This window comes from Klebsiella sp. K-Nf6, assembly GCF_002806655.1.
GTDB lineage: Bacteria > Pseudomonadota > Gammaproteobacteria > Enterobacterales > Enterobacteriaceae > Klebsiella > Klebsiella variicola.
This window is the reverse complement of the sequence record NZ_PIBN01000010.1, coordinates 198,480-220,017: the sequence shown is the minus strand read 5'-3', so window position 1 is coordinate 220,017 and position 21,538 is coordinate 198,480. Positions and strand designations below refer to the sequence as shown.

Sequence of the window (21,538 nt, the reverse complement as noted above, 5' to 3'; positions counted from 1 at the left end):
TGCCGAGAAACATCAGGGTGAAGCCTTCGCCCAGGAGGACGGCATTGTCAGTCATTGGTACATCTCAAATAGAGGCACGATGGCGCGCTGCCTGGCGACGTTTCTGGTGTTTCCGGCTAAGGAGTAGGGTGGATTTCCCTCTGCCGCTCCCGGCATTGGACCCTGATAAGCCATTTACCTCGTCAGTTCAACGCGCCACCGTGCAAATGGGTTAAATCATCATGCCGAACACGATACTGGCGATGACCAGCACAATACCGCCGCCCAAGCGGGAGGAGATTTGCGCATAAGAGATAAGGCTCATACGGTTACAGGCGGAAAGGACTTCCAGGTCTCCGGAGCCGCCGCGGTTAGCCATACACAGGCCTGCGGTGATCGCCGATTCTATTGGGAAGAAGCCCATCAGCCAGCCACCGACCGCCGCGCCGATCACCGCACCGATAACGATAATGGCGGCGATAACGACGTTAGCGAAGGTGATGGCGTTGATGATTTCCTGCAGGTCGGTGTAGCAGACGCCGACGCCGACCATCAGTACCCACAGCAGCTGTTTAGAGAAGAAATCAGACAGACGCTTGGCGCCGGCTTTGATTTCTGGTGAGCACAGGCCGGAGGCGTTTAGCGCCGCAACGATCAGCACCATCCACGCGAAGTAGTGAATCGAAACGCCGCCAATGCTGGGCAGGATTTTCTTGGCGACGACGTACGCCAGCAGGAAGCAGGTAGTGGACAGCACCAGGCCGACGGCGGTTTCACGATGGGTGATTTGTCCCGCTTTTTCATCGTCTTCCACTTTGAATGAGGCTTTACGCACCAGTTCGCCTTCACCGCTCAGCCAGGTGTGCTTTTTACCGATGATATCGAGTATCGCGGCAAAGACGATGGCGAAGATGTTGGCGATGGTCAGGATAGCGATGGCAGTAGAGTAATACTCTTCACGTGAGCGGCCGGTGACGGAGTGATAAATCTCCGACAGCGGTACCGCGCCCGCGCCGTTGCCGCCGCCCATGATCGGCAGAACGTAGAGCATCATGATACGATCAACCGGAATCCCGAACACCAGACCGATAGCGATACCGAAAATCGACGCGCCGATAATGCCCATCAGGATGGTTGGGATGTAGCCGAGCAGCGATTTCAGCAGCAGGCGGCGGTTCACCGACAGAATCGCACCGGTAATTAATACCGCGATGAATAAGTTAAGGAAGTTACTCTTATCCATCACGTTGCTGATGGCATCGATCTCTTTCTGCGTGAAAATACCGGCATAGACGAAATAAGCCGCCACCAGGAAAATCATCACCGGTGCGCCACCGATATATTTATTGAATATTGGCAGGCGTTTACCAATTTCGCCGAACAAGGCGCCGATAATAAACATGATGGCGAAACCGCCGACAATGTCGGTGGGTAAAGCGTTATAGAAATGTGAAAGTAATAGTGTAATTAACGCAAACGCGTAAAGAGGTAGCGGCATGCCGAAGATTTTAAATCCCAGCAGGTCGCTAACGCCCTTCTTCTCCGTTACCGGAGCCTGACTCATGTTAGTCATAAACGTTATCCTGTTTATCGATGGAGTATTAAGACCGGCGCATAGTAATAAATAGACCCAGTGGTAAGGTGTGATTACCTTCACTGAATACTCGTGTTTTTTATTAATTTAATTGTTTTTATTATTCTGAATTAATTAACAACATAAAAACCATAAAGCCAATTAAGCCACGAGAAAAACTGTGACTTAAATACAAGAATCCATAGCCGAACGCTGGCGAAATACAGGTCGTTTTGAAATGACGAAGCGCTAAAAAATGACACTGATATTAAAACGCGTTCAGCTATTAAAAGATAAACCGCGGCGAGAGGCGATCGATCGGTTTCTCCGCCAGCATCAACTGTCGTTAGAGGCCGACTGCGAAATGGCGATTATCGCCGAGTATCAGCAGCGGCTGGTCGGCTGCGGTGCTATCGCCGGCAATGTGCTGAAATGCATCGCCATCGATCCCTCGCTGCAGGGGGAGGGGCTGAGCCTTAAATTACTGACCGAGCTCCTGACGCTGGCCTATGAGCTGGGGCGCAGCGAGCTGTTTTTATTCACTAAACCCAGTAACGCTGCGCTCTTTTCCGGGGCAGGCTTCTGGCCAATTGCCCAGGCGGGCGATCGCGCCGTATTAATGGAAAATAGCCGCGAACGGCTGACCCGCTACTGCCGACAGCTGGCGATGTACCGTCAGCCGGGGCGCAAAATCGGCGCCATCGTGATGAATGCCAACCCGTTTACCCTCGGCCACCGTTGGCTGGTGGAGCAGGCGGCACGCCAGTGCGACTGGTTGCATCTGTTTGTCGTGAAGGAAGATGCCTCCTGCTTTTCCTATCACGATCGCTTTACGCTTATCGAAAAAGGTATTGCCGGCATCGACAAGGTGACGCTGCATCCCGGTTCGGCGTACCTCATCTCACGGGCGACGTTCCCCGGCTACTTCCTCAAAGAGCAGGGCGTGGTCGATGACTGCCACAGCCAGATCGACCTGCAGATCTTCCGCGAACGCCTGGCCCCGGCGCTGCAGATCACCCATCGCTTTGTTGGCACCGAGCCGCTGTGTTCGCTGACCCGCAGCTACAACCAGCGCATGAAAGCGTTGCTGGAAGCGCCCGGTGATGCGCCGCCTGTTGAAGTGGTTGAGCTGGCGCGTATCGAAAAAAACGGTGGGCCGATATCCGCTTCTCGCGTGCGCGAGCTGTACCGACAGCGCAACTGGCAAGCCGTCGCGGCGCTGGTGCCGCCGGGAACCCTCTCTTTTCTGATGCAACTGGCGGAGAGCGAACATCAAACCGCCTGATTTATACGCCCTAACTAAGGATTTTCCCCTATGGAAATGAAGATTGACGCCCTGGCCGGCACGCTGGAGTCCAGCGATGTGATGGTCAGGATTGGACCGGCGGCGCAGCCGGGCATTCAGCTGGAAATCGACAGCATTGTGAAACAACAGTTTGGCGCCGCGATCGAGCAGGTGGTCAGAGAAACGCTGGCGCAGCTTGGCGTGAAGCAGGCCAACGTGGTGGTCGATGATAAAGGCGCCCTGGAGTGTGTTTTGCGAGCCCGCGTACAGGCCGCGGCGCTGCGCGCGGCGCAACAGTCTCAATTGCAATGGAGCCAGCTATGAAACCACGTCGCAGTATGCTGTTTATCCCTGGCGCCAACGCCGCCATGTTAAGCACGTCATTCGTCTACGGTGCTGATGCGGTGATGTTCGACCTGGAAGATGCCGTCTCGTTACGGGAGAAAGATACCGCCCGTCTGCTGGTGTATCAGGCGCTGCAGCATCCGCTGTATCAGGATATCGAAACCGTGGTGCGCATTAACCCGCTGAACACCCCGTTTGGTCTGGCCGATCTTGAAGCGGTGGTACGCGCGGGCGTGGACATGGTGCGTCTGCCGAAAACCGACAGCAAAGAAGATATCCATGAGCTGGAAGCGCATGTTGAGCGGATTGAGCGCGAATGCGGCCGGGAAGTGGGCAGCACCAAACTCATGGCGGCCATCGAGTCGGCGCTGGGCGTGGTGAATGCGGTAGAGATTGCCCGCGCCAGCCCGCGTCTGGCGGCGATCGCGCTGGCGGCTTTCGACTACGTCATGGATATGGGCACCTCCCGTGGTGACGGTACTGAACTGTTCTATGCCCGCTGCGCCGTGCTGCATGCCGCGCGCGTTGCCGGCATCGCCGCCTATGACGTGGTGTGGTCGGATATCAACAACGAAGAGGGCTTCCTCGCGGAAGCGAATCTGGCGAAAAACCTCGGCTTCAACGGCAAATCGCTGGTCAACCCACGACAAATTGAACTCCTGCATCAGGTCTATGCCCCGACGCGCAAAGAGGTCGACCATGCGCTGGAGGTGATTGCCGCGGCGGAAGAGGCAGAGTCGCGCGGTCTGGGCGTGGTGTCGCTGAACGGCAAGATGATCGACGGACCGATTATCGACCACGCTCGCAAAGTGGTGGCGCTCTCGGCTTCCGGTATTCGTGATTAAGGGGAACAAGATGAAAGAAACTGTAGCAATGCTTAATCAGCAGTACGTGATGCCGGAAGGACTGACCCCTTATAGCGGCGTGACGGCGAAAAGCCCATGGCTGGCCAGTGAAACAGAAAAGCGCCAGCGTAAAATCTGCGACTCGCTGGAAACGGCAATCCGTCGCTCCGGCCTGCAAAATGGTATGACTATCTCGTTCCACCACGCGTTTCGCGGCGGTGACAAAGTGGTCAATATGGTGGTGGCGAAGCTGGCGGAGATGGGCTTTCGCGATCTGACCCTGGCATCCAGTTCGCTGATCGACGCCCACTGGCCGCTGATCGAGCATATTAAAAATGGCGTGATCCGCCAGATCTACACCTCCGGTCTGCGCGGCAAGCTGGGCGAGGAGATCTCCGCCGGCCTGATGGAAAACCCGGTGCAGATCCACTCTCACGGCGGTCGCGTACAGCTGATTCAAAGCGGCGAACTGTCAATTGATGTCGCGTTTCTCGGCGTCCCCTGCTGTGATGAGTTTGGTAATGCCAATGGCTTTAGCGGTAAATCACGTTGTGGTTCGCTGGGCTATGCGCGCGTTGATGCGGAACATGCCAAATGCGTGGTGCTATTGACCGAAGCGTGGGTGGATTACCCAAACTATCCGGCCAGCATTGCCCAGGATCAGGTGGATCTGATCGTCCAGGTGGACGAAGTCGGCGATCCGGAAAAAATTACCGCTGGGGCGATCCGTCTGACCAGCAACCCGCGCGAACTGCTGATTGCCCGCCAGGCGGCGAAGGTGGTCGAGCATTCCGGTTACTTTAAAGATGGCTTCTCGCTGCAGACCGGCACCGGCGGCGCCTCGCTGGCTGTCAGCCGCTTCCTCGAAGACAAAATGCGCCGTAACGGCATCACCGCCAGCTTCGGCCTCGGCGGCATCACCGGCACGATGGTCGATCTGCACGAAAAGGGGCTGATCAAAACGCTGCTTGATACCCAGTCGTTCGATGGCGACGCCGCGCGCTCGCTGGCGCAGAACCCAAACCACGTCGAGATCTCCACCAACCAGTATGCCAGTCCAGGTTCCAAGGGCGCCTCCTGCGAGCGGTTGAACGTGGTGATGCTCAGCGCGCTGGAAATCGATACCGACTTTAACGTCAACGTGATGACCGGCTCCAACGGCGTGCTGCGCGGTGCATCCGGCGGACATAGCGATACCGCCGCCGGCGCGGATCTGACCATCATTACCGCGCCGTTAGTTCGCGGCCGTATTCCCTGCGTCGTGGAAAAAGTGCTGACCCGTGTGACGCCCGGAGCCAGCGTGGATGTACTGGTCACCGACCACGGCATTGCGGTAAACCCGGCGCGCCAGGACCTGATCGACAATTTACGCAATGCGGGTATTCCGCTGATGACCATTGAGGAGCTGCAGCAGCGTGCAGAGCTGTTGACCGGCAAGCCGCAGCCGATCGAATTTACCGATCGGGTGGTGGCGGTCGTGCGCTATCGCGACGGTTCAGTCATCGATGTGATTCGTCAGGTGAAAAACAGCGACTAAACGCAGAGGGGAAAGGCCATGAGCGACGTGTTAATGAATCCTGCGCGTGTGCGGCGCGTGAAGCCACTGAGCGCCGAAGAGGTGGTCAGCGCGGTAGAGCGCGCGCTGTTGACCGAAGTTCGCTTGACCCCCAAGCCCGGGCTGGTGGATATTCGTAACGCTGGCGCGCACCGGGATATGGATCTGGCCTCGTTTGAGGCCAGCACCGCGGTGGTGGCGCCGTGGATGGAGAAGTTTTTTATCATGGGTCACGATACTGCGGCGGTCGCGCCGGAGCAGGTATTGATGATGCTGCGCCCGGTAGGGATGGCCTGTGAGAACGATATGCTGGAGGCCACCGGCGGGGTGAATACCCATCGCGGGGCGATCTTCGCTTTCGGTTTGCTGAGCGCGGCGGCGGGAAGGCTGGTGTCGAAAGGTGAGCCGATTGAACAACACCGGCTTTGTGACCAGGTGGCGCGCTTCTGTCGCGGCATGGTTATGCAGGAATTGTCCGCCGCGAGTGGGGAACGGCTCAGTAAAGGTGAGGCCCATTTTCTGCGTTATGGCCTCTCCGGGGCCCGCGGCGAGGCGGAAAGCGGTTTCCTGACGGTGCGTACCCAGGCATTACCGGTCTTTACCCGCATGATGGAGGAGACCGGCGACAGCAATCTGGCACTGCTGCAAACCTTGCTGCATCTGATGGCGTGGAATGATGACACTAACCTGGTCTCGCGTGGCGGGCTTGCCGGGCTGAACTTTGTTCAGCAGGAGGCGCAGCGACTGCTGTGGCAGGGCGGTGTGCTGGCTGACGGCGGGCTGGAGGCGCTGCGCCAGTTTGACGACGAGCTGATTGCCCGCCATCTCAGCCCCGGCGGCAGCGCCGATCTGCTGGCGGTGACCTGGTTTTTATCCGCGTTTCCCGCCGGCGCACTTTTCCCGCTATAACCCGCTATAACCCACTACAACACCGCTTTCGCCCGCATTGTGCGGGCGAAAGCGCCATCATTAGCCTTCCCGGTTGTCACTACGTCAACGTGGAATTGCGGCACAATCGTATAGTTTTTACTGATATCGTCCGCCGTTTGTCATAAATTTCTAATTATCGGCGTTTTTGAGTAGCGGCCCGCTGACGGGCTGGTTACTCTGAAAACAATTTACGTAATGTTAACAAAAGAGAATAGCTATGCATGATGCACAAATCCGCGTGGCCATCGCCGGCGCGGGCGGCCGGATGGGACGCCAGTTAATTCAGGCTGCATTGCAGATGGAAGGCGTGGCGTTGGGCGCGGCGCTGGAGCGCGAAGGGTCAAGCCTGGTGGGCAGCGACGCCGGGGAGCTGGCGGGCGCCGGCAAAGCGGGCGTCGCGGTGCAGAGCAGCCTCACGGCGGTAAAAGATGATTTCGACGTGTTGATCGATTTTACCCGCCCGGAAGGCACGCTGAACCATCTGGCGTTTTGCCGCGAGCATGGCAAAGGGATGGTCATCGGCACCACCGGTTTTGACGACGCCGGCAAACAGGCGATTCGCGACGCCGCGCAGGAGATTGCCATTGTCTTCGCCGCTAACTTTAGCGTCGGCGTCAACGTCCTGTTAAAGCTGCTGGAGAAGGCGGCAAAGGTGATGGGCGACTACACCGACATCGAAATTATCGAAGCGCACCACCGGCATAAAGTGGATGCACCGTCAGGCACCGCGCTGGCGATGGGCGAAGCGATCGCCGGAGCATTGAACAAAGATCTGAAGGACTGCGCCGTCTACAGTCGTGAAGGTCATACCGGCGAACGCGTTCCGGGCACCATTGGCTTCGCGACCGTCCGTGCGGGCGATATCGTCGGCGAACATACGGCAATGTTTGCCGATATTGGCGAGCGTATTGAAATCACCCATAAAGCGTCCAGCCGCATGACCTTTGCTAATGGTGCAGTTCGTTCGGCATTATGGCTTAAAGATAAGAAAAGTGGTCTTTTTGACATGCGTGATGTGCTGGATTTGAACAGTTTATAACGATTATTACCCATCGTGATGTGGTTATTGCAATCAATAAGTCATTGATGCAAGGGGCAATATATTGTTGCCCTTTTTTATTTTTATGGGTTTGGTTTGTATTTTTGCATTAGTTGGCTATAAAGTATCATTTTTCTGCTGTTTTGGGTGAATGAAATGTAAATTTTGACCATTTGGTCCACTTTTGAGCTCTCCGTCGCCAGGTTTTACACTCTTTTCCTTCCGCAAGCGTTTTCTCAGCCAGGTTTGTTGATCTTTTTGGCGTAAAAATCACGTGTTATGCGCCAGTGGCGTAAAATGACATTAAAAATCTCCGCTTTAAGTTGACTTTTATCCGACATCTCTCCAGAATGCCGCCGTTTGCCAAAATTCTGCGGGCAACAGATTTGCATTGATTCAGATCGTGTTTATGAATTAATATGCAAATAAAGTGAGTGGATATTCTCTGGAGGGTGTTTTGATTAAGTCAGCGCTATTGGTTCTGGAAGACGGAACCCAGTTTCACGGTCGGGCCATCGGGGCAACCGGCACGGCGGTTGGGGAAGTCGTTTTCAATACTTCAATGACCGGTTATCAAGAAATCCTCACTGATCCTTCCTATTCCCGCCAAATCGTCACTCTTACTTATCCTCATATTGGTAATGTCGGCACCAACGCCGCCGATGAAGAATCTTCTCAGGTACACGCGCAGGGTCTGGTTATTCGCGACCTGCCGCTGATTGCCAGCAACTACCGCAATACTGAAGATCTTTCTTCTTATCTGAAGCGCCATAACATCGTGGCGATTGCCGATATCGATACCCGCAAGCTGACGCGTCTGCTGCGTGAGAAAGGGGCGCAGAACGGTTGCATCATCGCGGGCGACAACCCGGATGCTCAACTGGCGCTGGAAAAAGCGAAAGCGTTCCCGGGCCTGAACGGCATGGATCTGGCGAAGGAAGTGACCACCGCAGAAACCTACAGCTGGACGCAAGGCAGCTGGACCCTGGCGGGCGACCTGCCGGAAGCGAAAGCGGAGAGCGAGCTGCCCTTCCACGTCGTGGCGTATGACTTCGGCGCAAAACGCAACATCCTGCGCATGCTGGTTGATCGCGGTTGCCGCCTGACGGTGGTACCGGCGAAGACCTCGGCGGCGGATGTTCTGGCGCTGAATCCGGACGGTATTTTCCTCTCTAACGGCCCAGGCGACCCGGCGCCGTGCGATTACGCTATCGACGCGATTGAAAAATTCCTTGAGACCGATATTCCGGTATTCGGCATCTGCCTTGGCCATCAGCTGCTGGCGCTGGCGAGCGGTGCGAAGACCATTAAGATGAAGTTCGGCCACCACGGCGGCAACCACCCGGTTAAAGATATTGATAACGACGTGGTGATGATTACTGCGCAGAACCATGGTTTTGCGGTTGATGAAGCCACGCTGCCAGCCAACCTGCGCGTGACTCATAAGTCACTGTTCGACGGCACCCTGCAGGGCATTCATCGTACCGACAAACCGGCGTTTAGCTTCCAGGGGCACCCTGAAGCGAGCCCGGGGCCGCACGATGCCGCGCCGCTGTTCGACCATTTTATCGAGTTAATTGAGCTCTACCGTCAGTCCGCGAAATAATCAGGAGTAAAAGAGCAATGCCAAAACGTACAGACATAAAAAGTATCCTGATTCTGGGCGCGGGCCCGATTGTTATCGGTCAGGCGTGTGAGTTTGACTACTCCGGCGCGCAGGCCTGTAAAGCCCTGCGTGAAGAGGGCTACCGCGTTATCCTGGTGAACTCCAACCCGGCGACCATCATGACCGACCCGGAAATGGCCGATGCGACCTACATCGAGCCGATTCACTGGGAAGTAGTACGTAAAATTATCGAAAAAGAGCGCCCGGATGCGGTGCTGCCGACCATGGGCGGCCAGACGGCGCTGAACTGTGCACTGGAGCTGGAACGTCAGGGCGTGCTGGCAGAGTTCGGCGTGACCATGATCGGCGCCACTGCCGACGCGATTGATAAAGCGGAAGACCGTCGTCGCTTCGACGTGGCGATGAAGAAAATCGGCCTCGACACCGCGCGCTCCGGCATCGCCCACACCATGGAAGAAGCGCTGGCGGTTGCCGCCGACGTTGGCTTCCCGTGCATTATCCGTCCGTCCTTTACGATGGGCGGCACCGGCGGCGGTATCGCCTATAACCGCGAAGAGTTCGAAGAAATCTGCGAACGCGGCCTGGATCTCTCTCCGACCAACGAACTGCTGATCGATGAATCGCTGATCGGCTGGAAAGAGTACGAGATGGAAGTGGTGCGCGATAAGAACGACAACTGCATCATCGTCTGCTCGATTGAAAACTTCGATGCCATGGGGATCCATACCGGCGACTCCATCACCGTTGCCCCGGCGCAGACCCTGACCGACAAAGAATACCAAATCATGCGTAACGCCTCGATGGCGGTCCTGCGTGAAATCGGTGTGGAAACCGGCGGCTCTAACGTGCAGTTCTCGGTGAACCCGAAAGACGGTCGCCTGATCGTTATCGAAATGAACCCGCGCGTCTCCCGCTCTTCGGCGCTGGCCTCGAAAGCCACCGGCTTCCCGATTGCTAAAGTGGCGGCCAAGCTGGCGGTGGGCTACACCCTCGACGAGCTGATGAACGACATCACCGGCGGCCGCACTCCGGCTTCCTTCGAGCCGTCCATCGACTACGTGGTCACCAAAATTCCACGCTTTAACTTCGAAAAATTCGCCGGCGCTAACGACCGTCTGACCACCCAGATGAAATCCGTCGGCGAAGTGATGGCGATTGGCCGCACCCAGCAGGAATCGCTGCAGAAAGCGCTGCGCGGCCTGGAAGTGGGCGCTACCGGCTTCGACCCGAAAGTGAGCCTCGACGACCCGGAAGCGCTGACCAAAATCCGCCGCGAGCTGAAAGACGCTGGCGCCGAGCGTATCTGGTACATCGCGGATGCTTTCCGCGCCGGTCTCTCGGTAGACGGCGTTTTCAACCTGACCAATATCGACCGCTGGTTCCTGGTGCAGATTGAAGAGCTGGTGCGTCTGGAAGAGAAAGTGGTGGAAGTGGGCATCAACGGCCTCGACGCCGACTTCCTGCGCACCCTGAAGCGTAAAGGCTTTGCCGATGCGCGTCTGGCGAAACTGGCTGGCGTGCGTGAAGCGGAAATTCGCAAGCTACGCGACCAGTATGACCTGCACCCGGTCTACAAGCGCGTGGACACCTGCGCCGCCGAATTCGCCACCGATACCGCCTACATGTACTCTACGTATGAAGAAGAGTGTGAGTCCAACCCGTCCGTTGACCGCGATAAAATCATGGTCCTCGGCGGCGGCCCGAACCGTATCGGCCAGGGTATCGAATTTGACTACTGCTGCGTACACGCCTCTCTGGCGCTGCGCGAAGACGGTTACGAGACCATCATGGTCAACTGTAACCCGGAAACCGTGTCTACCGACTATGACACCTCCGACCGTCTGTACTTCGAGCCGGTGACCCTGGAAGACGTGCTGGAAATCGTACGCATCGAGAAGCCGAAGGGCGTAATCGTCCAGTACGGCGGCCAGACGCCGCTGAAGCTGGCGCGCGCCCTGGAAGCCGCAGGCGTACCGGTTATCGGCACCAGCCCGGACGCTATCGACCGCGCGGAAGACCGTGAGCGCTTCCAGCACGCGGTTGACCGTCTGAAGCTGAAACAGCCGGCGAACGCCACCGTCACCGCCATTGAGCAGGCGGTAGAGAGAGCGAAAGAGATTGGCTACCCGCTGGTGGTTCGTCCGTCTTACGTGCTTGGCGGCCGGGCGATGGAAATTGTTTACGACGAGCAGGATCTGCGCCGCTACTTCCAGACCGCGGTTAGCGTCTCCAACGATGCACCGGTACTGCTGGATCGCTTCCTCGACGACGCGATTGAAGTGGATGTCGATGCTATCTGCGACGGCGAGATGGTGCTGATTGGCGGCATCATGGAGCATATCGAGCAGGCGGGCGTACACTCCGGCGACTCAGCCTGTTCCCTGCCAGCGTATACGCTGAGCCAGGAAATTCAGGATGTGATGCGCGAGCAGGTGCAGAAGCTGGCTTTCGAGCTGCAGGTTCGTGGTCTGATGAACGTCCAGTTCGCGGTGAAAGATAACGAAGTTTATCTGATTGAAGTGAACCCGCGTGCGGCGCGTACCGTACCGTTCGTCTCCAAAGCCACCGGCGTCCCGCTGGCGAAAGTCGCGGCGCGCGTAATGGCCGGTAAAACGCTGGCGCAGCAGGGCGTGACCAAAGAGATCATCCCGCCGTACTACTCGGTGAAAGAAGTGGTCCTGCCGTTCAACAAATTCCCGGGCGTTGACCCGCTGTTAGGGCCAGAAATGCGCTCTACCGGGGAAGTGATGGGCGTGGGTCGCACCTTTGCCGAAGCGTTCGCCAAAGCGCAGCTGGGCAGCAACTCGACCATGAAGAAAAAGGGTCGTGCACTGCTCTCCGTTCGCGAAGGCGACAAAGAGCGCGTGGTCGACCTGGCGGCGAAGCTGCTGAAGTTTGGCTTTGAGCTGGATGCGACCCACGGTACGGCGATTGTACTGGGCGAAGCGGGTATCAACCCGCGTCTGGTGAACAAGGTGCATGAAGGTCGTCCGCACATTCAGGACCGTATCAAGAATGGCGAATACACCTACATCATCAACACCACCGCAGGTCGCCAGGCGATTGAAGACTCCAAGCTGATTCGCCGCAGCGCGCTGCAGTACAAGGTGCATTACGACACCACCCTGAACGGCGGCTTTGCCACTGCGATGGCGCTGAATGCCGATGCCACCGAGAAGGTGATTTCGGTTCAGGAAATGCACGCGCAAATCACCAAATAAGCGCACCGGCCTGGCCGGATAACAACAAGCCTGGGCTGACGACATCGTCAGCCCTTTTTTTTGGCTACGGTCATCTTCGGAGAGTTCTGCTTTTAACCACCTGTCGGGTCAGGCTAACTATAGTTAGCACCATAACGATACCTATTGATGAAAAGACAGGAGGATACAATGCGGCACAATATTCTGGTGGCATCCGCACTGGCAGCGACGGCAATCATGTTCGTGGCCGGCTGCTCATCGAATCAGTCGATCAAAACCACCGATGGCAAGACCATTGTCACCAGCGGCAAACCGCAGGTGGATGATGACACCGGCCTCGTCTCATACAAAAATGCCGAAACCGGCCGCGTGGAGCAGATTAACCGCGACCAGGTAAAATCCATGGATGAGCTGGATAACTAAGTGGTTATCCCAGGCCCCGCGGGGAGCGTGCGGGGCCGAACGATCGCGTTACAGCAGCGCGCGATCGATTTTGACCACGATTTTGCGCAACGCTGCGCCTTGATCGAGGCAGGCCATCGGGCGGTGTAATTCACCGGGGAAGAGGATCGCCAGCTCTTCCGGGTGGAGATGAATCAGCGTTTCGCTGTCGATAGCCTGGCAGAAACCGATATCCTGCGCCGTGTTGAAGGGGCCATCTTCAACGAGCGGCAGCCCTTTATTCCCGGCACCGATGATCTCTTCGCCTTTCAGCACAATGTGAATGTCGAGATATTGACGATGATATTCCGGGCGTTGCTCGCTCAGCGGCCGGGTGTGACCTTCGACGACGGTAAAAAACACATTATCACTCTCGACGGTATATTTCCCCGGCGGCAGCGCGTGCGGTTGTTGCTGTAATACGGCCTGCAGCGCCTGGCGAATCACCGGCGGATAGAGCTCATTTTCGGCGGCGGCGGTTAAGGTATCGATAATCATGCCGGGATCCTCTGCGGTTGTTGCGAATGAAGTAACGTTAATGAGTGAGCGACAATACTGGCGACGTCGGGGGTAATATCGACGGCCAGAACATCGCTTTCACTGGCGTCTGGCGTCTCCAGGGCGGCAAACTGGCTACGCAGTAGCGCCTCTGGCATAAAGTGGCCTTTACGCTGGCGCATACGCTGCAAAATGCAGTCATAATCCCCGGTCAACCACAGGAAGCGTAGCTTCGCGTTCCCCTCACGCAGGCGGTCGCGATAGCGCTTCTTCAATGCGGAACAGACCAATACACCAGACTCGTTTTTCTGCTCAAGGCTGAAAATAACGTCGGCGATACGCGTCAGCCACGGTTGACGATCCTCATCATTTAGCGGCTGGCTGGTGGCCATTTTGACGATATTGTTGCGTGGATGAAGGTCGTCGCCGTCGATAAATTTCGCCCCCAGCGCGTGGGCCAATGCCTGACCGACGGTGGATTTGCCGGTCCCGGAGACGCCCATCAAAATAATGCATTGTCCTGCCATCATGCGCTCCTTCTTTCAGACCGCGACCAGCATGCCGCCATCAACGAACAGCAGATGGCCGTTGACGAAATTCGACGCGTTTGACGATAAAAAGACGGCAGCGCCGACCAGCTCCTGCGGATCGCCCCAGCGGGCGGCAGGGGTGCGTTTGCATAACCAGTCGGTAAACGCCTTATCCTCAACCAGCGTCCGGGTCATCGCCGTATTAAAGTAGCCCGGGGCAATACCGTTGACCTGAATGTTGTGCCGCGCCAGCTCAACGCACATCCCGCGGGTTAGCATCTTCACCGCGCCTTTGGCGGCGGCGTAAGGGGTGATGGTGTCGCGCCCCAGCTCGCTCTGCATGGAGCAGATATTGATGATTTTTCCCTGCTGGCGGTCAACCATGCGCTTCGCGACGGCCTGAGAGACGAGAAACACCGCCGTCTGGTTAACCGAAATCACGTCATTCCACTCCTGCACCGGGAATTCGGTAAACGGGTGTCGACGCTGGATCCCGGCGTTATTGAATAACACGTCGATTGGGCCAATATGCGCTTCGATATCGGCAATGGCCTCTTCAACGGCCTCGGCATCGGTCACGTTAAATACCGCAGCATGGGCGATGGCGCCTTCATCGCGGAGCTTCATCACTGCATCGTCCGCTCGCGGGGCAGAAAGGTCATTAATAATGATTTCTGCGCCATATTGCGCCAGACCCTGGGCCATGACAAAACCGATCCCCTGTCCTGCACCCGTAATTAAAATGCGTTTACCTTGTAAGCTGAAAAGATCGTTCATCTCGATATCCTGATTAGCGGCTGAAGAAAACCTGTGCCCTATCTCACGGATTTTTACCGGGGGAAACTGTGATGAAGATCACTCGAAACCGTGTTACAAAAAGGGGTTACCTTAAACGTGACGCTGCCGGTAAATCTCGCTGACTCAACGGGTTAACGGCTACGGACTGGCATTCTCTTTTTACCCCCCGACAGGCATAATGGCCTGAAGCAGTCAGGTATTTGGCGGACACACAGATGAAAGCACAACGCATTACGCTCCATGATATTGCCGAGCTGGCTGGCGTAACCAAGATGACCGTTAGCCGCTATTTACGCACCCCGGAAAAGGTGAAACCGGAGACGGCGGAGCGCATTGCCAGCGTGATAGCGGAGATCGGCTATCAGCCCGACCCGGATAATCCGGCGATGACCAGCGTCGCCGTGCCGCGGATTGGCGTACTCATTCCCTCCTTTCATAATCAAATTTTTGCCGATCTGCTGGCCGGTATCGAATCTGTCGCCGCCGGGCATGGCTACCAGACGCTGGTGGTGAATTACGACTACGATCGCCAGCGTGAAGAGGAGCAGATTGCCGCCGTGCTGGCGTTTAACGTGAAAGGGCTGCTGCTGACCGAGTCGGTGCACTCCCTGCGGGCGGACAAGTATCTGAATGCCGCGAAGATCCCGATCGCTGAAGTGATGGGGCTGGCGGAGAATCCGGGACGCATCAACGTCGGATTCGATAACTTCCAGGCCGGCTTCGATATGACCACCATGCTGCTGGCCAGCGGTAAACGACGGATCATCTACTTCGGCTCGATGTCCGATGTCCGCGACGAGCAGCGTTATCTGGGCTACTGTCGGGCGATGGAGAATGCCGGGCTGGCGGTGGGGCGCATTGCGCCGAATAAAGTCTCGTCGGTTTCCATTGGCACCGGCATGATGACCCTGGCGCGGCAAATGTACGCCGATATGGACGGTATCCTGTGCACTAATGACGATCTGGCGGTGGGCGTGTTACAGGAGTGCCTGGCATCCGGTATCAGCGTGCCCCAGGAGCTGGCTATCGCGGGCTTTCATGGCCTGGAGATCGGCCAGATCGTCTCTCCCCGGCTGGCCAGCGTCCTGACGCCGCGCTTCGAGATGGGGAAAGTAGCGACAGAGATTTTAATAAAGAAAATCAAAGGACTGCCCACCATTGAAAAAGTGGATCTCCACTACCGCCTGTCGATGGGCGAAACGATTTAACGTCCATCAGCCAGCGCCTACCGCGTGTTAGCGAAAGGTTAATGCGCGCGCGGTCCATCGCCTGTCTGGTCGCCGTTTTGTCTTCACGATCACGCGTCCGGTAACACGCATTTTTAACACGATTCAGCGTGATACAGATCGCAAAATCCCCCGGTAAAAACCCGTTTGATAGTGGCTACCGTCGTAACCAAACGTCAAACAGGTGATCTGATGAAGAGTGTTATTCCCCGCGCCGTCCTTTTAGTGGCCCCCGTAATTGAAACCCTGCAGCTGCAGCTGGCGGAGCATTTCCCGCTGCTGCGTCTCTACGAGCAGGACGACCCGATCGCCTTTCTGCGTGAGCAAGGTGAGAACATTGCCGTCGTGGTCACTCGCGGCGACGTCGGCGTAGCAAACAGCGTCCTTGAGTTGCTGCCTCAGGCTGGGCTGATTGCCATCTTTGGCGTCGGTACCGATGCGGTGGATCTGGCGTATGCCCGCTCGCGGCAAATTGCCGTCACCATCACCTCCGGGGTGTTGACGAATGATGTCGCTGACCTGGCGATGGGGCTGCTGCTGGCCGGTTCCCGTCAGCTCTGTCAGGGCGATCGCTTTGTCCGCGAAGGACGCTGGCTGAGCGGTGGTATGCCGTTGGCGACTCAGGTGAGCGGGAAGCGTATCGGCCTGCTGGGTATGGGGAATATTGGCCAGGCGATCGCCCGCCGGGCGCGGGGTTTTGATATGCAGGTGCTGTATACCGACCGTAAAAAGATAGCGGGCCTCGATTATCAGTGGTGTGCCGACCTGCATACCCTGGCGCATGAGAGCGATTTTCTGGTGATTGCCGCATCCGGCGGCGAGGCGAACCGCGGCATCATCGACGCCTCGGTGTTTAACGTGATGCCGGCGCATGCCTGGCTTATCAATATTGCCCGCGGTTCGCTGGTGGATGAAAAGGCGTTGATCCACGCGTTACAAAACGGCGTTATCGCCGGGGCCGGGCTCGATGTGTTCGAACAGGAACCCCAGGTCCCGGCGGCGCTGATCGCCCTCGATAACGTGGTGCTGCAGCCGCATGTCGCCAGCGCCACGCAGGAAACACGACAGAAAATGAGCGAAGTGGTTTTTGCTAACGTCGCCGCCTGGTTTGCCGGCGCAGCGCTGCCAAACGCTATCGATTAATTAGCTTTTTATTTCTGTACCCGCGCGATCTCAATCAAAACAATAACCTCTGCATAGAGAGTGCAAATATATGAACGAGAAAATTCCCAGCACCCGTTGGCTGCGTATCATTGTGCCGGTGTTAATTGCCTGCATTATGTCATTTATGGACCGGGTTAATATTAGCTTTGCCCTGCCGGGCGGCATGGAGGCCGATTTAGGCATTACCAGCCAAATGGCCGGCGTGGCCAGCGGTATCTTTTTTATTGGTTATTTATTTTTGCAAATTCCCGGTGGGCGAATTGCGGTTAACGGCAGCGGTAAAAAATTTATTGCCTGGTCGCTGGTAGCCTGGGCTATCGTTTCCGTGGCAACAGGGTTTGTAACTCATCAATATCAACTGCTGGTGCTGCGATTTATTCTCGGGGTATCGGAAGGGGGAATGCTGCCGGTAGTGCTGACCATGGTCAGTAACTGGTTTCCGGAAAAAGAGCTGGGTCGCGCGAACGCGTTTGTGATGATGTTTGCCCCGCTCGGCGGCATGCTCACCGCGCCGGTCTCCGGCGCCATTATTGCGGCGCTTGACTGGCGCTGGCTGTTTATCATCGAAGGGCTGTTGTCGCTGGTGGTGCTGGTCGTGTGGTGGTTTATGATCAGCGACCGTCCGCAAGAGGCCCACTGGTTGCCCGCCCGCGAGCGTGACTATCTGGTGACCACCCTGGCCGCCGAGCGTGCGGCGAAGCAGGCCGAAGCCCCAGTCAGCAAGGCCCCGGTGAAGGATGTGTTTGGTAATGCCGGACTGATGAAGCTGGTGATCCTCAATTTTTTCTACCAGACCGGGGATTATGGCTACACGCTGTGGCTGCCGACCATTCTGAAGGGGTTAACCGGCGGCAACATGGCCAGCGTTGGCTTCCTGGCGGTGCTGCCGTTTGTCGCCACGCTGGCCGGGATCTATGTGATTTCGTTGTTCAGCGACCACAGCGGTAAGCGTCGTCTGTGGGTTCGCTTCTCGCTCTACAGTTTTGCGGCAGCGCTGGTGGCATCGGTGGTGCTGCGCGACCATATGGTGGCGGCCTATATCGCGCTGGTGATCTGCGGCTTCTTTCTCAAATCGGCTACCAGTCCGTTCTGGTCGATGCCGGGGCGTATCGCTTCGCCGGAGGTGGCGGGCAGCGCACGCGGGGTGATCAATGGCCTGGGCAATCTCGGCGGATTCTGTGGCCCCTATCTGGTGGGTGTGATGATGTATCTCTACGGCCAGAATGTGGCGGTCTGCGCCCTGGCCGGTTCGTTGATTATCGCCGGTACAATGACCTTTCTGCTACCGAAGCAATGCGATCTGGTCGACAGCGATTCTGATGTGGCGATCAAGAATCAACCCCGAAATGCGTAACCCACTGCGACATAAATCACAGTTATCATTGTAAGCCGTTGGCTTAACTGTCTACACTCTTGCTGATTATGACAAGAGCAAACACAGGCCAATCAATGATTCTGATAATTTATGCGCATCCTTATCCGCAGCATTCTCATGCGAATAAGCGAATGCTTGAACAGGCAGGGACGCTTGAAGGCGTAGAGATACGCTCCCTCTATCAACTCTATCCCGACTTTAATATCGATGTCGCCGCCGAGCAGGCGGCGCTGGCCCGTGCCGATCTGGTTATCTGGCAGCATCCCATGCAGTGGTATAGCGTGCCGCCGCTGCTGAAGCTGTGGATGGATAAAGTGCTGGCGCACGGCTGGGCCTATGGTCACAACGGTATTGCCCTGCGCGGTAAATCGCTGATGTGGGCGGTGACCACCGGCGGCGGTGAAAGCCACTTTGACATCGGCTCATTCCCCGGTTTTCCGGTGCTGGCGCAGCCGTTGCAGGCAACCGCGCTTTACTGTGGGATGAAATGGCTGCCGCCGTTCGCCATGCACTGCACCTTTATCTGCGATGACGAAACGCTGCAGGCGCAGGCCCGCCACTATCGTCAACGCTTAATCGACTGGCAGGAGGCACACCAGAATGGATAGCCATACCCTGATACAAGCGCTGATTTACCTGGGCGCCGCGGCGCTGATTGTGCCCATCGCCGTCCGCCTGGGGCTGGGGTCGGTGCTGGGCTATCTGATCGCTGGCTGTATTATCGGCCCGTGGGGGCTGCGGCTGGTGACCGATGCCGAGTCGATTCTGCACTTTGCCGAGATCGGCGTGGTACTGATGCTGTTCGTGATTGGTCTGGAGCTGGATCCGCAGCGACTGTGGAAGCTACGCGCCTCGGTGTTCGGCGGCGGCGCGCTGCAGATGGTGGCCTGCGGGGTATTGATTGGCCTGTTCTGTATGCTGCTGGGCCTGCGCTGGCAGGTGGCCGAGCTGATAGGCATGACCCTGGCGCTCTCTTCCACTGCCATTGCGATGCAGGCGATGAATGAGCGCAATCTGACGGTGTCGCAGATGGGGCGGAGCGCCTTCGCGGTGCTGCTGTTCCAGGATATCGCGGCGATCCCGTTGGTGGCGATGATCCCGCTGCTGGCGGCCAGCGGCGGCGCCACTTCGCTGGTGGCGTTTGCTATCTCCGCGCTGAAGGTGGCCGCGGCGCTGGCGCTGGTGGTGGCCCTGGGGCGCTATCTGACCCGTCCGCTGCTGCGCTTTGTCGCCCGTTCCGGCCTGCGCGAAGTGTTCAGCGCCGTGGCGCTGTTCCTGGTCTTCGGTTTTGGATTGCTGCTGGAGGAAGTCGGGCTGTCGATGGCGATGGGGGCGTTTCTCGCCGGGGTGCTGCTGGCCAGCTCCGAGTATCGCCATGCGCTGGAGAGCGATATCGAGCCGTTTAAAGGGCTGCTACTGGGGCTGTTCTTTATCGGCGTCGGCATGTCGATTGATTTCGGCACTCTCGTTACCCATCCGCTGCGTATCGTTATTTTGCTGCTCGGTTTCCTGGCGATAAAAATGCTGATGCTGTGGCTTATCGCCAGGCCGCTGGGCGTGCCACGCGCCCAGCGCCGCTGGTTTGCGGTGCTGCTGGGGCAGGGAAGCGAGTTCGCGTTTGTGGTCTTTGGCGCCGCGCGGATGGCGGATGTGCTGGACGGAGAATGGGCAAAGGCGCTGACCCTGGCGGTAGCGCTGTCGATGGCGGCAACGCCAGTCCTGCTGGTCCTGCTGACTCGCCTGGAGAAATCGGCCAGCGGCCAGGCGCGCGATGCTGACGAGATTGATGAAGAGCAGCCGCGGGTGATTGTCGCCGGCTTTGGTCGCTACGGGCAAATAGCCGGTCGTGTGCTGCTCTCCAGCGGAGTGAAAATGGTGATCCTCGATCACGACCCGGATCATGTTGATACCCTGCGCAAATTTGATATGAAGGTTTTCTACGGTGATGCCACCCGGGTCGACCTGCTGGAGTCGGCTGGCGCTGAAAAGGCGGAAGTGCTGATCAATGCCATCGACGATCCGCACGTCAGCCTTGAGCTGGTGGAGAGGGTGAAAGAGCATTTTCCGCATCTGCAGATTATCTCCCGCGCCCGCGATGTCGATCATTACATCAAGCTGCGCCAGGCTGGCGTCGAGGCCCCGGAGCGTGAAACCTTTGAGGCGGCGCTGAAGTCCGGCCGGATGACGCTGGAGGCGCTGGGGCTCGGCGCGTATGAAGCCCGCGAGCGGGCCGATCTGTTCCGTCGTTTCAACCTGCAGATGGTTGAAGAGATGGTGGCGATGGCGGAAAACGACGCGGCGTCGCGGGTGGCGGTCTTCAAGCGGACCAGCGATATGCTCACCGGCATCATTAACGAAGATCGTCATCATCTGTCGCTGGTGCAGCGTCACGGCTGGCAGGGGACGGAAGAGGGCAGGCACACCGGGGATATTGCCGATGAGCCGGAAAATAAGCCCTCAGCCTGACGCTCGCCAGTAACATTTTGTTTTCCGTTTAGAACCGGTTCTGGCGGCCCACGGTGTGAACGTGGGCTTGCCAGCAAATCAGAAAATTTTCTTATTCTTTACCTTCCGGCCAGTCGACGAAGTAGTACGCTTTCCGTATAGTGGCGACAATTTTTTGCACTCGGGAATGAATGAATGATCAGTCTGATTGCGGCGTTAGCGGTAGATCGCGTCATTGGTATGGAAAACGCCATGCCATGGAACCTGCCTGCCGATCTCGCCTGGTTCAAACGCAACACGTTAAATAAGCCGGTGGTGATGGGGCGTCTGACCTGGGAATCCATTGGGCGCCCGTTGCCGGGGCGTAAAAATATCGTGATCAGCAGCAAACCCGGCAGCGACGATCGCGTGCAGTGGGTCTCCTCAGTGGAGGAAGCGATTGCTGCCTGCGGTGATGTGGAAGAGATTATGGTGATTGGCGGCGGCCGCGTTTATGAGCAGTTCCTGCCGAAAGCGCATAAGCTCTATCTGACCCACATTGATGCGGAAGTGGAAGGCGATACCCATTTCCCGGATTACGATCCGGACGAGTGGGAGTCGGTGTTCAGCGAGTTTCATGACGCTGACGCGCAGAACTCCCACAGCTACTGCTTTGAGATCCTCGAACGCCGTTAAGCGGGAAG

19 protein-coding genes are annotated in these 21,538 nt (G+C 57.3%); 15 read left to right on the top strand and 4 right to left on the bottom strand.

All coding sequences use genetic code 11. The features are described 5' to 3' along the window. Positions 1-211: 211 nt before the first annotated feature. Positions 212-1,552, bottom strand: a complete 1,341-nt coding sequence (citS, locus tag CWM61_RS17960) for a citrate/sodium symporter CitS (RefSeq protein ID WP_100631636.1) — start codon at positions 1,550-1,552, stop codon at positions 212-214. Positions 1,553-1,808: 256 nt separating this feature from the next. Between citS and citC the strand changes: the two genes are divergently transcribed. The 9 genes from citC to CWM61_RS17910 all read left to right on the top strand — a co-directional run bounded on the left by citC (position 1,809) and on the right by CWM61_RS17910 (position 12,801). After that, a complete protein-coding gene (citC, locus tag CWM61_RS17955; RefSeq protein WP_040972889.1) occupies positions 1,809-2,837 on the top strand; it encodes a [citrate (pro-3S)-lyase] ligase in 1,029 nt (342 codons plus the stop codon). A 30-nt stretch (positions 2,838-2,867) separates the two neighbouring features. Further along, complete coding sequence (citD, locus tag CWM61_RS17950) at positions 2,868-3,161, top strand: citrate lyase acyl carrier protein (protein WP_012542888.1); 294 nt, start codon at positions 2,868-2,870, stop codon at positions 3,159-3,161. Continuing rightward, positions 3,158-4,027, top strand: a complete 870-nt coding sequence (gene citE / locus CWM61_RS17945; RefSeq protein ID WP_012968960.1) for a citrate (pro-3S)-lyase subunit beta — start codon at positions 3,158-3,160, stop codon at positions 4,025-4,027. The genes citD and citE overlap by 4 nt, the downstream gene beginning before the upstream one ends. Before the next feature lie 10 nt (positions 4,028-4,037). Then, positions 4,038-5,564 (top strand): citrate lyase subunit alpha, encoded by a 1,527-nt coding sequence (gene citF / locus CWM61_RS17940; RefSeq protein ID WP_061155805.1) that lies wholly within the window; start codon positions 4,038-4,040, stop codon positions 5,562-5,564. 18 nt (positions 5,565-5,582) lie between these two features. Then, a complete protein-coding gene (gene citG / locus CWM61_RS17935) occupies positions 5,583-6,491 on the top strand; it encodes a triphosphoribosyl-dephospho-CoA synthase CitG (protein ID WP_100631635.1) in 909 nt (302 codons plus the stop codon). A 238-nt stretch (positions 6,492-6,729) separates the two neighbouring features. After that, complete coding sequence (gene dapB, locus CWM61_RS17930; RefSeq protein ID WP_061155803.1) at positions 6,730-7,551, top strand: 4-hydroxy-tetrahydrodipicolinate reductase; 822 nt, start codon at positions 6,730-6,732, stop codon at positions 7,549-7,551. Between the two features lie 457 nt (positions 7,552-8,008). Beyond that, the gene (carA, locus tag CWM61_RS17920; protein WP_061155802.1) at positions 8,009-9,157 is read left to right on the top strand and encodes a glutamine-hydrolyzing carbamoyl-phosphate synthase small subunit; all 1,149 of its coding nucleotides are present in this window, start codon (positions 8,009-8,011) and stop codon (positions 9,155-9,157) included. 17 nt (positions 9,158-9,174) lie between these two features. Then, positions 9,175-12,399, top strand: coding sequence for a carbamoyl-phosphate synthase large subunit (gene carB, locus CWM61_RS17915; RefSeq protein ID WP_061155801.1), 3,225 nt, complete (start codon positions 9,175-9,177; stop codon positions 12,397-12,399). 168 nt (positions 12,400-12,567) lie between these two features. Then, positions 12,568-12,801, top strand: coding sequence for a YgdI/YgdR family lipoprotein (locus tag CWM61_RS17910; protein ID WP_074386896.1), 234 nt, complete (start codon positions 12,568-12,570; stop codon positions 12,799-12,801). Positions 12,802-12,849: 48 nt separating this feature from the next. Here the strand turns inward: CWM61_RS17910 and CWM61_RS17905 are convergent, their stop codons facing one another. From CWM61_RS17905 to idnO, 3 genes are read right to left on the bottom strand one after another with little or no spacing between them, the layout of a single operon-like run. Next, the gene (locus CWM61_RS17905) at positions 12,850-13,317 is read right to left on the bottom strand and encodes a YhcH/YjgK/YiaL family protein (protein ID WP_100631634.1); all 468 of its coding nucleotides are present in this window, start codon (positions 13,315-13,317) and stop codon (positions 12,850-12,852) included. After that, positions 13,314-13,844 (bottom strand): gluconokinase, encoded by a 531-nt coding sequence (locus tag CWM61_RS17900; protein WP_008807483.1) that lies wholly within the window; start codon positions 13,842-13,844, stop codon positions 13,314-13,316. Before CWM61_RS17900 ends, CWM61_RS17905 begins: the two co-directional genes overlap by 4 nt. A 15-nt stretch (positions 13,845-13,859) precedes the next feature. Continuing rightward, complete coding sequence (gene idnO / locus CWM61_RS17895; RefSeq protein ID WP_025713774.1) at positions 13,860-14,624, bottom strand: gluconate 5-dehydrogenase; 765 nt, start codon at positions 14,622-14,624, stop codon at positions 13,860-13,862. 236 nt (positions 14,625-14,860) lie between these two features. On the opposite strand from idnO, the gene CWM61_RS17890 reads away from it, so the two are divergent. The 6 genes from CWM61_RS17890 (at position 14,861) to folA (ending at position 21,530) form a co-directional block, all read left to right on the top strand. Beyond that, positions 14,861-15,853: a LacI family DNA-binding transcriptional regulator gene (locus CWM61_RS17890; protein ID WP_008807481.1), complete on the top strand. Its 993-nt coding sequence runs from the start codon at positions 14,861-14,863 to the stop codon at positions 15,851-15,853. Positions 15,854-16,063: 210 nt separating this feature from the next. Continuing rightward, positions 16,064-17,014 (top strand): 2-hydroxyacid dehydrogenase, encoded by a 951-nt coding sequence (locus CWM61_RS17885; protein ID WP_012542880.1) that lies wholly within the window; start codon positions 16,064-16,066, stop codon positions 17,012-17,014. A 70-nt stretch (positions 17,015-17,084) separates the two neighbouring features. Then, positions 17,085-18,389 carry an MFS transporter gene (locus tag CWM61_RS17880; RefSeq protein WP_032756190.1) on the top strand — a complete coding sequence of 435 codons (1,305 nt, stop codon included), beginning with the start codon at positions 17,085-17,087 and terminating at the stop codon, positions 18,387-18,389. Between the two features lie 95 nt (positions 18,390-18,484). Next, positions 18,485-19,018 (top strand): glutathione-regulated potassium-efflux system oxidoreductase KefF, encoded by a 534-nt coding sequence (gene kefF, locus CWM61_RS17875; RefSeq protein WP_008807478.1) that lies wholly within the window; start codon positions 18,485-18,487, stop codon positions 19,016-19,018. Continuing rightward, positions 19,011-20,876, top strand: a complete 1,866-nt coding sequence (gene kefC / locus CWM61_RS17870; RefSeq protein WP_074386893.1) for a glutathione-regulated potassium-efflux system protein KefC — start codon at positions 19,011-19,013, stop codon at positions 20,874-20,876. The genes kefF and kefC overlap by 8 nt, the downstream gene beginning before the upstream one ends. A 174-nt stretch (positions 20,877-21,050) precedes the next feature. Further along, a complete protein-coding gene (gene folA, locus CWM61_RS17860) occupies positions 21,051-21,530 on the top strand; it encodes a type 3 dihydrofolate reductase (RefSeq protein WP_008807476.1) in 480 nt (159 codons plus the stop codon). The last annotated feature ends 8 nt before the right edge of the window (positions 21,531-21,538 follow it).